A 12,831-nucleotide genomic window follows, 5' to 3' on the forward strand; every position below is an offset into this window, starting at 1 on the left:
GGTCATGCCTGCTCCGCCGCAAACCTGGCGTCCGACATGAACTGTTCCAGACGCTTGCGCAGCCAGCGCTCAGCCGGATCAGTATCCAACATGCTCAGCCAGACCATCGACAACTCCAGATCAGGCGTGATGAAGGGTAGGGGCTCGGCATGCAGTAGCCCCGCAGTTGCAAAGGCCAAGGCCAGTGGGTCGGGCAGGTTGCAGATCAGATTGGTGCCGGCCATCAGGGCGGGCAATGTGCTGTATTGCGGCACAGACAGCACCGCATGACGCTTGCGTCCTACGGCGTCGAGCCACTCATCGGCGAAGCTCGAGATATTGGCAACGTGGGATACCACTACATGCGGCCGCGAACAATATTCGTCCAGGGTGATAGGTTGCGAAGCGTCATCCGCGCGCACCACCATGGGTTTCATCGTGCGTAACAGCTTGCGTTTGGCATTGGCAGGCAGGTCTCGGGTCAGGCAGACGCCTGCGGTGATTTCGCCGGATACCAATAATTCGGAGACGTTCCAGTAGTTGACCTGCTTGACCACTATCACGATATGCGGCGCTTCCTCGCGCAGCGCTCTGAGCAGGGTTGGCAGCAGGCTGTACTCGACGTCATCAGACAGGCCGATGCGGAAAGTCATTGTGCTGCTGGCCGGGTCGAACTCCCGGGTCAGGCTCAAGGCCATGGACATTGCATCGAGCGCCGGCGAAAGGTGCCGGATAATTTCGTTGGCCCTGGCTGTGGGCTCCATGCGATGGCCGACACGAATGAACAAGGGGTCGTTGAACAGGCCGCGCAGCCTATTCAGTGCGGCACTGATCGTCGGCTGGCCCAGGAACAGTTTCTCCGCGGCACGGCTGACATTGCGCTCTTGCATAAGGGTTTCGAACACCACCATGAGGTTGATGTCGGCCTTGCGCAGTTCGTTGCGATTCATCTGAAGGTCCTTTGCGTCATGGAAACCACCAGTGCGACGACTGCTACGGTGATGACCATCCAGAAGTACTCCATGCTGGCGACCAAGGTCGACTGTTGTTGCAGGGATTGGGCGAGTGTCGCCATCGATATCTGACCGGCGTGGCTGGCACCTATCTGGGGTGTCAGGGCCTGGGCCAGATGGTGGGTCTGCTGCTGGTAGAGCGGATCGCCAGCGGCAAAATGGATATTCAGGTTGTTGTATTGGGTGGTGGTACGCCATTGCAGAAAAAGCGTGGCAAGGGTAGTGCCCATGGCCATGGCGATCTGGCCGAGCATGCTTTTGATTTGGTAGGCATGGGCGAACAGGGTGTCGTGATGAGTTACGTCGCGGAAGGTCTGCATGGCGGCGGTGGCCAGAACCAGCATCACGAAGCAGCCATTGAGGATCAGCGCAGGCAGGATGTTGGACCACATATTGGCGCTTGGCGTCAGTGAAGACAGCAACCAGCCAAAGCCACACAGCGCGATGAACCCTGCCACGAAGAATTTCTTCGGTGCAGGGAATTTCGGGATCAGTACTGCCATGACGATCCAGGTTATCAGCGCCCCCGCCAGGCCGAAGGCCTGGAAAGTGCCGATGGTGTCCCAGGAGTAGCCCAGTCCCGTCTGCAAAAAATACGGCAGGATGTAGTTGTTACTGCCCAGCAGGATATAGGTGAAGCAGAACAGCGCGACCCCCAACACATAGCGGGACTGCATCAAGTCCCTGACCATGAGGAAGGGCTGCTGCTTGCCATGCTCAGCGTGGAAAAAGGTATAGATGCCCAATGCTGCCAGTAGGGCAAAGACCACCAGGATGAAGGTCTCGTTGTAGAAGTCGTAATAGGAGCGCTGCAGAACGTAGAGCAAGAAGAAACTGCTGACGGCGAGCAACAGGATATTGATCGGGCTGGACGGGGTGCGATCATCATCCGGTACCGCTTCGGTCGGCAGGAAACGCATGCACAGCGCACCGGCGATGACGGCGATGGCGATCAATACCCAGAATATGGCGTGCCAGGTGTCTTCGACCACTACCAGCGACGAGATGAACGGCGCCGAGGCGGTGCCGGTGGCCAGCCCGGTGGCGAAGACCTTGACCCCGATGAACCTGCCGGGACCAGGCGGTAGCAGGTTGACCATCAGCCGTGCCGAGGTCATGAACGAGGCGCCGCCCAGGGCCATGACCACGCGACCGATGGTAAAACCCGTCAGGTCACTGCTGACGCCGCAGACCATCGCGCCCAGCACGTAGATGCTGACGGATCCCAGCATGTAGTTGCGCCAGCCCAGCCGCTCCGTCAGCCAGCGATGTTTGGAGATCACCACCACTGCGATGCAGGCATACAAGGCAGCGACCAGGGTGAACTCTTCAGGGCTGGCATCGATCTCACCGCGAATCGGCGCCGAGGCAAAGGCAATCATGCCCGCCTGCAAGTACTCAAGGGCGCAGAGCAAGGCAACGGTAATCAACAGAGCCGCATTTTTCCGGTACATGGCACGGCCCTTCAGAAGTTCATGCTGATGGGGTTGCGGCCGGTTCCTTCATTGGCGCCGATGACTTGCTCGACGACGGCGTTGGCATCCTTGAGTTCGTTCTCGAAGATATCGGTACGGTACGCAGCTTGTTGCGGGGTTTTGCTGTTGAGCACCGGTCCGCTTTTATCGGTGGTATCCACCGAAACGCGCATCGACAGGCCGAGGCGCAACGGGTTTTGGCGGATTTCCTGCGATTGCAACGCGATACGTACCGGTACCCGTTGAGTCACCTTGATCCAGTTGCCGGTGGCGTTCTGCGCGGGCATCAGAGAGAACGCGCTACCGGTGCCGGCATCGAGGCCGACAATCGTGCCGTGGAACGTCAGGTCGCGGCCATAGGCATCGGCGCGCAACCTGACGGCCTGGCCAATGCGCAGGTCCTCGATCTGGGATTCCTTGAAGTTGGCATTGACCCAGACCTGATCGATGGGCACAACCGACATCAGGGCAACGCCGGGGCTGATGCGCTGGCCAACCTGGACGCTGCGTTTGGTGATCAAGCCGGCGACTGGGGAGAAGATCTGTGTGCGGTGCAGGGCAATGAATGCATCGCGCAGATTGCTCGCGGCCACCAGTACATCTGGATGAGTGCGCAGCGTCGTGTTGTCGACCATGGCCAGGCGCACGGCCAGGGCATGCTGGCTGCCATCGAGCCCGGCGAGGGCGTTCTTCAACACCTCTTCGGCGTGGCTGATCTCTTCTCGGGACACGGCGCCGCTGGCAGCCAGTTGGCTGCGCCGACGCACGTCGTCCCGAGCCTTGCGCACATCGTTCTGGCGCTGATTGACCTCGGCTTCCAGCTGCTGCACCTGATAGTACTGGGTGCGGGCCAGGCGCACCGCTCGGGCCAGGTTGGATTTAGCCCGCTCATACTGGATTTGCGCATCCACGGCGTTAAGGGTTACCAGGGGCGTATTGGCGTCTACATGGTCAGTGTCATCGCCACCGATCACCGTCACTGTACCGCCGACCTGAGAGGTCACCTGGACGACGTTACCATCGACATAGGCATCGTCGGTGGACTCGGTCCCGATGCCCGACAGATACCAGCCCCCCAAGGCTACGACGAGCAATGCGATAGCCAGGGCCAGCAATATTTTCGGTTGTCGGGATTCTTTTGCGGGAGCAGTCGCTGCGGGAGAGGGGGTTTGTGTGGTCATGTCGTTCAGTTACCGGCGAGGGAAGGTGTGACGTTTTCGGGCGTGCCTGGCTGTGGGCGATAACCGCCGCCCAGGGCTCTGCTCAGGCTGGCCTGCAAGGACAAGGCCCTGGATTGCAGCTCTACCAGCTGGCGTTGCTGTACCAGGGTCGCGTTCTGAGTGGCCAGCACTTGCAGGTAAGTGGCCAGACCAGCGGCATAACGCTGGTTGACCAGGTTGGAGGCAGCCTGGGCTGTTGCCACTGCATCGTTCTGCTCGGCCAGGCGTTCCTTGAGCCACCGTAGGGAGGACAACTGGTCGGCGATGTCGTGAAGGGCATCAATGACGGTCTGGTTGTAGTTCTCGACCGCCAAGTCGTATGCAGCGTCTTGCGCATCGAGATTGCCGCGCAGACGGCCGCCTTCGAAAATCGGCAGGCTCAGCGCCGGGGAGATCCCCAGGATGCGACTGCTGTGATCGTTGAAGGTGTCGAACGCCAGGCTCTGCAGGCCAATAAAGGCAGTGAGGTTAACGTTCGGATAGAAGCGCGCCTTGGCCACTTCGATCTCGTGGCCGCTGGCCTCTACGCGCCAGCGCTGCGCCACGACGTCGGGGCGATGGCCGATCAGGTCGGCCGGTATGTTGGTTGGCAGGGCGATGACAGTGTCGGCCTGCAGATGTGGTCGGGTAATGCTGCGCCCACGGTCGGGGCCCTTGCCGATCAAGGACGCGAGTTTGTTCTGGTTTAGCTCGATACTTTCCTTGAGCGCGGCGATATTGGCCCGGCTCGCCGGCAGCGACGCCTGGGATTGCTTGATATCGATCTGAGTACCCAGCTCGGCGGTGAAACGCAACTGAGTGAGCTTTTCGATCTGCTCCTGCTGCGCCAGCAGTGCCTGGGCGACGTCGAGTTGTTCGTAGGTATTCTGCAGGGCGATGTAGGCCTGGACGATGGAGGCGCAGAGCATCAGCGCGGCAGCATGCTCGTCGACCTCCAATGCATGACGACGGCCGACGGCTGCTTCGACCGCCGAGCGATTTTTGCCCCAGAAGTCCAGTTCGTATCCGACATTCAACGTGGCCTGATCGATGTTCTGCCATGTGCCTTTTACCGGCGCAGGCGTGGTGCCATTAGCACTGAAACGCTCCCGGGTCGTGCTCATGGCCCCATCGAGATGAGGCAGCAACTGGGCGCCTTCAATGGCCTCCAGCGCGCTGGCTTGATGCACGCGGGCTGCGGCTGATCTCAGTGTCGGGCTGCCAGTCAGGGCTTCGTCGATGATCGTGTCGAGCTGCGGGTCTTTGAAGCCACTCCACCAGCGAGTATCCGGCCACTGGGCTGGTGACAGCGCCATACCGCTATTGGTAAGGGTCTCGCTGACGTCTGCCGCAGGTAAGACGCGTGACTGAGGTTTGAGGTCGCTGAACGAGCAGCCGGCAAGCAGCGCCAGGGAAATGCCCAGTGAAGCTAAATGACTGAAGCGAGGGTTGGGACTTTTCATCAGCGATGTTCTCTGACGCAATAAGGTGTAAATTAATAAACACTGCCAGTGTCGTTATGCTCGAAAAAAAACGCTGCACATCATCTGGCAGCGCTTAACGGCTTCTCAGTCCATGGACGATAATGGCAACAGACTTATCTATAACATCAAGGTCCTGCAGGTTCGCAGTGACCAGATGCAGCCAGGAGATACCCATCAGCATTGAAACCGCTACGTCGATCTGAGCGCTCTCACTGATTTCCCCCGAGCTGACTGCCCGGGCAAAGATTTTGCGCAGAGTGAGTTGGCGGCGGGGGAGAAACTCATCGCGGAATTCAGCGATGGCCACGGGATCGAGCTGAATCTCGGTAATAAGGCTGCGTAGGGTTTCGCCTGCACTGGATGAATGCCACCAGCTCCACAACGAGCGCATGTGTACTACCAGGTCTTTCTCAAGATCACCGGTATCCGGGGACGTCACGAAGGTCAGCGCGGTACGTTCGTAGACATCACGAAGCAGGGCGCCTTTGCTGCGCCACCAGCGGTAGATGGTGGGTTTACTGGACCCGGCGCGCTCGACCAGGGCATCCATGGTGAATGCCTTGTACCCACGCTCCTCTAGAATCGCGGCTGCAGCTTCGAGGATCGCCTCGGTACTTTGCGGGCTGCGCACGGCGCCGATGGATGAGCGACTGCGGGCCTTGGCGGGTTTTGGCGATTCTTTTGGCATGGTCATGAGGTTCGGTGCGAATTTCTGAGGCCGGGATTGCTTAATAGAAACTGACAGTGTTTATACGCCCGAATCGTTTCCGGGTCAACGTCGCAGCTGGTTTGGAGCCGGGCAACTGTTGGCCTTGGAATTACAATCCTGACCTCATGATATCGCAGCCTAAAAAGGCTTTGATCTTTAAGAAACAAAGGTACAAAAGCATTCGCCTGCACAAATGGCAGGCGAACGGGTACATCAGAAGACACCAGGTGCTTCGGCTATCAGTGTTCGGGTGTATTCAGAATATTACTTGGCTTGCACGCCATTGAGTTTGGCAACTTGCGCAGCCAATGCGTCCATTAATGCCGGAGACAGGCAGTCGTAGGGTTCCAGGCCGATTTCACGGATCCGCCCGCGGATAGCGTCCATTTCAGCTGGCGGGGTACCTGTTTCGATGATCGAGGAAACGAATGCCGCGAAGCCTGGGGCTGCCCAGCCGCTCTGTGGCGAGAGTTCAGTGTGAACGAAGTCCAGGCCAAAGAAGGCGTGATCCTTGTTCTCGATGCGGCCATACAAATGAGCGCCGCAGTCTTTACAGGCGTGGCGTTGAATGGTGGCGCTTGCATCAACGATGGCGAGTTTTTCGCCGTTGGCGATCACACTGACGTTGTCCCGTGGAACAACTGCGATTACCGCAAATTTAGCACCTTCGGGTTTCCAGCATTTGCTGCAGCCGCATGCGTGGTTATGCAGCGTCTGGGCACCGATAGCGACCTCTACTTTGTTTGTAGAGCACAGGCATTGCAACGATCCACCGGCAAAGTCTGCCGCAGAAGGTTTAATACCGTTATCCAGTGACGGGTGAAGTTTTACTTCGCTCACTTTGTATCTCCAGCTTTATGGGATGAATCGGACTGAACGCTGGGGCTTGCGCCCCAGAATCTGCATCAGTATTTGATGACGGTGCGGATCGACTTGCCTTCGTGCATCAGCTCGAAGGCCTCATTGATACGCTCTAGAGGCATGGTGTGAGTTACGAAGGGCGCCAGTTCGATCTCACCCTTCATGGCGTCTTCGACCATTTTCGGCAACTGGCTGCGTCCTTTGACACCGCCGAACGCCGAACCTTTCCAGGTGCGCCCGGTGACCAGTTGGAACGGGCGGGTCGAGATTTCCTGACCGGCGCCTGCGACGCCAATCACGATGGATTGACCCCAGCCACGGTGTGCGCACTCAAGCGCTGCGCGCATCACATGGACGTTACCGATGCACTCGAAGGAGTGGTCAACGCCCCAGCCGGTCATCTCGATGATCACCTGCTGAATCGGCTGCTCGTGGTCTTTCGGGTTCACGCAGTCAGTGGCACCAAATTGGCGGGCAAGCTCGAATTTGGCAGGGTTGGTGTCAATGGCAATGATGCGTCCGGCCTTGGCCTGGCGAGCGCCCTGGATGGCTGCGAGACCAATCCCACCCAGGCCAAATACGGCAACCGTATCACCGGGCTGAACCTTGGCGGTGTTGTGCACTGCACCAATGCCGGTGGTGACACCGCAGCCAAGCAGGCAGACGTGTTCATGGTTGGCATCAGGGTTGATCTTGGCCACCGAGACTTCGGCGACGACGGTGTACTCGCTGAAGGTTGAGCAGCCCATGTAGTGATACAGCGGCTGGCCGTTGTACGAAAAGCGGCTTGTGCCGTCGGGCATCACGCCCTTGCCCTGGGTCGCACGTACCGCGACGCACAGGTTGGTCTTGCCTGATTTACAGAACAGACATTCGCCGCATTCGGCGGTGTACAACGGGATGACGTGGTCGCCGGGCTTGAGGCTGGTCACGCCTTCGCCAACTTCCACTACCACGCCGGCGCCTTCATGGCCCAATACGACAGGAAAGAGGCCTTCCGGATCATCGCCTGACAGGGTGAATGCGTCGGTATGGCAAACCCCTGTATCGGTAATCTTGATCAGTACTTCGCCAGCGCGAGGCGGCTCGACATCGATCTCGACGATCTGGAGTGGTTTACCTGCCTCGAATGCGACTGCGGCACGAGATTTCATGTGATGTGTCTCCATTGAATCATTGAATGTGATCTAAGACCGCGACCGCATCGACATGGAGACAAGGTGCTACTTCAGGTACGTGCGCACCAGGGAAATCACCTCGTCAATCGACGATCGCTGAGCCTCGGTTGTTTCTACTAAACCTGTGAACTCCTCCCGCAGATGGCTCTCCAGAACCCCGGCCATAAGGCCGTTCACGGCGCCGCGCATGGCAGCGATCTGCTGCAGAACCGGGCCACATTCGGCGCCTTCCTCAAGCGCCGTCTCCAGTGCGTCCAACTGTCCTCTCACGCGGCGGACTCTTGCCAGAACGCGTTTTTTCTCTTCAGGGCTGTGTGGCATTGCAATGCTCCTCCAGTGCTTGGAGTGCGCAGTCTACCGTGATACTGGTAGGGGGTATACTCAGGTACTGGTGGGGAGTATATGCATATACTGGTAGGGAGTATATTTATTTCTCCGTGGCTTTGCGTCGCAGGTGGTATCTGCAGTGCAAGTTTCAGGCTTGGATTCAACGATCTGGAGTTGTTGCATTGGCTGAACAGGCTCTGGGAGGAGCTCTTACGGCTTTATAGAGGGGTGTTGGCCAGACGACTCCGCTGGTTGAAAGAAGCTTAGGCAGCAACAGTGGTTCTCAACAATGAGCGTTTCGTTTGAAGACTCGGCTCATTCTGTTTCTAATCGCTGGCGAAATGGTCCATCTGTTGCGGCCAAAACGCGTCGTCACGCTGATCATGCCTCGCGAATCCGGGGACTGCACCAAGTGGTTGTTACAAGGGACAGCATTTGATTGCCATGGCATAAAAGGGCGGTTGCAGCATTTTGAAATATATTGCAATAAGGCCACCCGCCGCTTGGGGCCAGGCACCAGATGCCACTCCAGCACGTTAGAGTCGTAATTCTGTGGCCAGCGATGCCTTGAATAGCAGAATGGTTTCTTCATTTCTTCGCAGGAAATGGACGGTGCCTGCCTTGTTCAGTTCTATCAGTCTGGCGCGCCTCAGCAATGCCAGGTGGCTGGACACGGTGGATGGCGACTTCTCGCATTGGCAGACGATCTGCCCAATGCAGACTCCCAGTTCCTGACCGTATTCCTGGTCAGGAAAATGCAGGTGAGGGGCCTTCAGCCATTCCAGAATTTTGCGCCTGAGTGGGTGGGCTACCGCCCGCATTGCAGCATTGAAATCGACGCTCGGCATGCTCGAGTCGTGAGTGAATGGCATGGGCTATGAACTCTGCGCGGATGAAAGGAGGGGAAGGAGATACGCAGGGCCTTGAGGAGCCCTGCGATGTGCAATGGCCTTATCGATCAAGGATTTCCGCGATGGATTCTGCGGCGATCTGGTACGAGCGGCAGCGTGCAACAGGATCATGGATGCGGGCGTCGATGATTACTTCATCCGCTTGCGTGGTTGCGATGAACTCCCGCAGCCAGCTGCCAACGTCATCCTTGTCGCCTACCACTGTGCATGCCATGGCTTCGGCCAGGTTGTATTGACCCTGCGGGGAAAGCTCTTGCATGAAACCCTCCTGCGGCTCGGGCAGCGGACCGGGTTCTCCCGAGTAAAGGTTGCTGACCCAATTGCGATGGGAGCTGGCGATATATTCAGCTTCGGCGCGGGTCGGTGCGGCAAATACATTGGCGCCGGCGATGACGTAGGGCTTTTGCAGCACTGGCGAGGGGCGAAAGTTAGCTCGGTAATGCTTGACGGCGTCCATCAGAAAGCGCGGGGCGAAGTGTGACGCAAATGCGTAGGGAAGCCCCAGCTTCGCCGCCAGATCTGCACTGTTGGGACTGGAACCAAGCAACCAGATCGGCAGGCTGTGATTGCCGGGGATCGCCCGAACGGGTTGCTTGCCATTGTCGGCCAGGTAATCGCTCAGTTGCTGGATGTCCCGTGAGAAGTCGCGTTCGGAGGCATCCCCGCGCAGCGCCCGAATGGCAGGCCCTGCCGAGCCGGGCGCGCGGCCGATCCCCAGGTCGATTCGACCAGGAAACATGGTGTCCAATGTGCCGAACTGTTCTGCGACGACCAGTGGCGAATGGTTAGGCATCATGACGCCGCCGGCGCCCACGCGCAGGCTGCTTGTCTCAGCCGCCAAGTGTTGAATCAGCAATGCTGTTGCCGACGAGGCGATACCCGGCAGATCGTGGTGTTCGGCGACCCAATAACGTTTGTAGCCATGTTTCTCTACATGGCTGGCCAGTAAAGCAGCGTCGGCCAGGGTATTGGCGAACGTCTTGCCTGCGCCGATCATCATGAGGTCGAGGACAGAGAGCGCTGTCATGAAGTATTCCTGTTTAAGATTTTGAAAGTAGAGGCAAGGCGCTATTTGAGGGGGAAATTGGCCCAGGCCGGGTGCCGCTCCAGCCGCCGGTCGATGTCACGTAGCGTCGTCAGGCAGCGCTCCAGCTTGAGATAGATATCCCCGCCGTAATCCCAGCCGAGGACGCCGATACTTCCGCTGTAACCGACTCTGTCGAGGGCTGCGATCAGCGCAAAGTTATCGATTTCGCCACGGTCAACAGGCTCCATGGTGGCCACGCCGCCCCAGCCCAACTGCGAAAGCGCGCTGCCGGACGTGACGACTTGCATCAGCCATGGTTTCATCGCATCGAGCCGTGCTTCGAGTTGTCCTTCCTGGCTGGCGTACCAGTGGTAAGCATTGAACGAGGCACCCAGCGCTGAGTGACTGAAGTGCTCGCACATCTGCACAACCTGGGTGGTGGTTTGCGTGACATGGTGCAAATGTGGGTACAGCGCGATCCTCAGGCCTCGGCGTTCGGCAATCGGCAGGAGTGATTCGATGACGCTGAGGATTGCCGGCGTGCCATTCACGGAGGTCTGGATTGCCAGCTCAATCAGTTCTACTCCCTCCACGGTCTCGATGATTCGCCGCACCAGCGCATCATTGCGCCCCTCATGGAGGACCAGATAGAGGCCTTCGACCTTCAATCCATGGGTATCCCTGACGCTTGGTAGCAGCGTCAGGTCGGTCAGTGGTGTGCCTCCCCATGCGGCGACGGTGATTCCGTCGTAGCCAAGTTCGGCGAGCATTTCGCACTGAGTCTGAAACGCGTAGACCCCCATCGACGAATAGAAGAAGGAGTCCAGCGCATGAATAGGATGTGCCATGTCTTGCCTTCCGCTTTTAATAGGGCAACTCATTGAGAACAGCCCATTGAGGGTGAGCCGCGAGTCGCTGCTCCATCGAGCGAAAGGCAGTCATTGAGCGGCGCAGATTGCCGTAGACATCCCCGCCCATGCTTTCCCAGCCCAGCACGCCGATACGACCGTCGAAGCCTCGCCTGTCCAGCGCCCCCAGCAGCACAAAATTATCCATTTCGCCTTCATCCAGCGGCTCGATCGTCGCCAGGCCACCCCAGCCTAGTGGGGAGCGTCTGGTGCCCGCGATGTTCACCTGCTTCAACCAAGGCCAAACAGCGTCCAGGCGCTGCTCAAGTTCGTTCTCCTGGTTGGCGTACCAGTGGTAGCCGTTGAATACGATGTTGAGCCGCGGATGGTTGAATTCCTCGCACAGCGCTACCGCTTCAGAGGTCGTCTGCATGCCATAGCGGGCATGTGGGTATAACGCGATATCGAGCCCGCGCCGCTCACAGATGGGCAGCAGGCGTTCGAGCATTCTTCTGTCCAGGTCCGTGACCTTTTCGCCGGAGTGAAGCGCCAGTTCGATAGTGGTACAGCCCTCGATCGACTCAAAGATATGGGTCACAAAGGATTCCAGGCCCTGGCGGTAGATGAGATAGATTGCCCCCACATCCAGTCCCCACTTGGGCTTGATGAGTGGGATCGACTTCAGGTCTTTGCTCCAGGCCGACATGGTAAGGCCCTGATATCCGTTCTCTAGCAACATTTCGCACTGGGCCGCCAGGGGGTAGGTGCCCATGACAGTCTGAAAAATGAAGTCCATGTGATGTAAAGAGCGCTTCATGCTGGGATCTCCGCAGAGGGTAATGCCAGGCTCGGAAAGTGCGGCAGTACGTACTCGCCCAATTCATCGATGACTTCCGAGGCATGTCGGCGTTGCGGTTTGAAGTGCAGGGCGACATGGCCGACGCCTTCATCCTGTTGGCGTTTCCAGAGGTTGATCAACGCCTTGCGCCCGGCGCGAAGAACCCGGCCTGGTTGCAGCGGGGCGTCCGGATCACGTTCAAGTTCAAACAGCGTGCCGTAGCCATAGGGCTTGTATCCGCTGCTACCGCAAGCAGTGCGCCAGCGAACGATGACCTGCGGGATCATCGCCGGATTAGCGGTATAAGAAAGAATGCCGTCGGTGTTAGCGGCAATCCATTCCAGGGATTGCCCGGCGTGGCCCACTACCAGCGTCGGCAGGCGTGCTCCGACAGGTTTTGGCACCAGATCGAGTCCGCCATCGAGCTGACCGTAAAAAACCGACGAATGCTTCGCCCAATGCTGCTCCGTGGCGGAACGAATGATCGCCAGCGCATCCTGGAATCTGGCGGCGCGATTATTGAAGTCGACGCCGAATGCAGGGTATTCGACGGGCCGGTCGCCAGTGGCCAGGCCGAGGATAAAGCGCCCGCCCAGCAACTGATCAATAGTCGCTGCCTGCTTGGCAACGATCAGCGGATCACGAAGAGGGAGCACGATCCCGGCCGTGCCGATAGTCACGTGCCTGGTCACGGCTGCGAGATAACCGGCATAGACCAATGGATCGAGAATTTGCCCCACATCCCCGAAGTTCGGGTCGTAGAACGGCACGTCGCGCAGCCAGATTGCGCTGAAACCGGCCTGATCGACCTTGAGTGCCATTTCCAGATGGTCCTCAAGGGTTGGCCCAGGGCTGATCGGATAGCTTTCCAGGGGAGCAATGAAACCGAAGGTCAAATGGCCTGGCCGGAACAAACGTGCGTAGCCTGGGTGGTTTTGCAACTCCGGCGAAAGAGCGGGAAGTGACGGCATAGAGGTCATGC

13 protein-coding genes are annotated in these 12,831 nt (G+C 58.5%); all 13 read right to left on the reverse strand.

Annotated features, from left to right (window positions below; genetic code table 11):
• Nucleotides 1–2: 2 nt before the first annotated feature.
• Complete coding sequence (locus M2401_RS13125; protein ID WP_259103352.1) at nt 3–929, reverse strand: LysR substrate-binding domain-containing protein; 927 nt, start codon at nt 927–929, stop codon at nt 3–5.
• Nucleotides 926–2,446, reverse strand: coding sequence for an MFS transporter (locus M2401_RS13130; RefSeq protein ID WP_259103353.1), 1,521 nt, complete (start codon nt 2,444–2,446; stop codon nt 926–928). Before M2401_RS13130 ends, M2401_RS13125 begins: the two co-directional genes overlap by 4 nt.
• Nucleotides 2,447–2,457: 11 nt before the next feature.
• Nucleotides 2,458–3,648 (reverse strand): efflux RND transporter periplasmic adaptor subunit, encoded by a 1,191-nt coding sequence (locus M2401_RS13135; protein ID WP_259103354.1) that lies wholly within the window; start codon nt 3,646–3,648, stop codon nt 2,458–2,460.
• Nucleotides 3,649–3,653: 5 nt separating this feature from the next.
• Nucleotides 3,654–5,129 carry an efflux transporter outer membrane subunit gene (locus M2401_RS13140; protein WP_259103357.1) on the reverse strand — a complete coding sequence of 492 codons (1,476 nt, stop codon included), beginning with the start codon at nt 5,127–5,129 and terminating at the stop codon, nt 3,654–3,656.
• A gap of 94 nt (nt 5,130–5,223) precedes the next feature.
• The gene (locus M2401_RS13145; RefSeq protein ID WP_259103359.1) at nt 5,224–5,844 is read right to left on the reverse strand and encodes a TetR/AcrR family transcriptional regulator; all 621 of its coding nucleotides are present in this window, start codon (nt 5,842–5,844) and stop codon (nt 5,224–5,226) included.
• 279 nt (nt 5,845–6,123) lie between these two features.
• Nucleotides 6,124–6,699, reverse strand: a complete 576-nt coding sequence (gfa, locus tag M2401_RS13150; RefSeq protein WP_259103360.1) for an S-(hydroxymethyl)glutathione synthase — start codon at nt 6,697–6,699, stop codon at nt 6,124–6,126.
• A gap of 65 nt (nt 6,700–6,764) precedes the next feature.
• Nucleotides 6,765–7,874 carry an S-(hydroxymethyl)glutathione dehydrogenase/class III alcohol dehydrogenase gene (locus M2401_RS13155; protein WP_259103364.1) on the reverse strand — a complete coding sequence of 370 codons (1,110 nt, stop codon included), beginning with the start codon at nt 7,872–7,874 and terminating at the stop codon, nt 6,765–6,767.
• 69 nt (nt 7,875–7,943) lie between these two features.
• On the reverse strand, nt 7,944–8,219 hold the full coding sequence (gene frmR, locus M2401_RS13160; protein WP_259103378.1) for a formaldehyde-responsive transcriptional repressor FrmR: 276 nt from the start codon (nt 8,217–8,219) through the stop codon (nt 7,944–7,946).
• Between the two features lie 542 nt (nt 8,220–8,761).
• Nucleotides 8,762–9,073: a helix-turn-helix transcriptional regulator gene (locus M2401_RS13165; RefSeq protein ID WP_259103379.1), complete on the reverse strand. Its 312-nt coding sequence runs from the start codon at nt 9,071–9,073 to the stop codon at nt 8,762–8,764.
• 103 nt (nt 9,074–9,176) lie between these two features.
• A complete protein-coding gene (locus M2401_RS13170; RefSeq protein ID WP_259103380.1) occupies nt 9,177–10,163 on the reverse strand; it encodes an LLM class flavin-dependent oxidoreductase in 987 nt (328 codons plus the stop codon).
• Between the two features lie 41 nt (nt 10,164–10,204).
• Nucleotides 10,205–11,011 (reverse strand): sugar phosphate isomerase/epimerase, encoded by an 807-nt coding sequence (locus M2401_RS13175; RefSeq protein ID WP_259103381.1) that lies wholly within the window; start codon nt 11,009–11,011, stop codon nt 10,205–10,207.
• A 16-nt stretch (nt 11,012–11,027) separates the two neighbouring features.
• Nucleotides 11,028–11,828, reverse strand: coding sequence for a sugar phosphate isomerase/epimerase (locus M2401_RS13180; RefSeq protein WP_259103382.1), 801 nt, complete (start codon nt 11,826–11,828; stop codon nt 11,028–11,030).
• The gene (locus M2401_RS13185) at nt 11,825–12,829 is read right to left on the reverse strand and encodes an LLM class oxidoreductase (protein ID WP_259103383.1); all 1,005 of its coding nucleotides are present in this window, start codon (nt 12,827–12,829) and stop codon (nt 11,825–11,827) included. Before M2401_RS13185 ends, M2401_RS13180 begins: the two co-directional genes overlap by 4 nt.
• Between the last annotated feature and the right edge of the window lie 2 nt (nt 12,830–12,831).

Source organism: Pseudomonas sp. JUb42, assembly GCF_024807945.1.
GTDB lineage: Bacteria > Pseudomonadota > Gammaproteobacteria > Pseudomonadales > Pseudomonadaceae > Aquipseudomonas.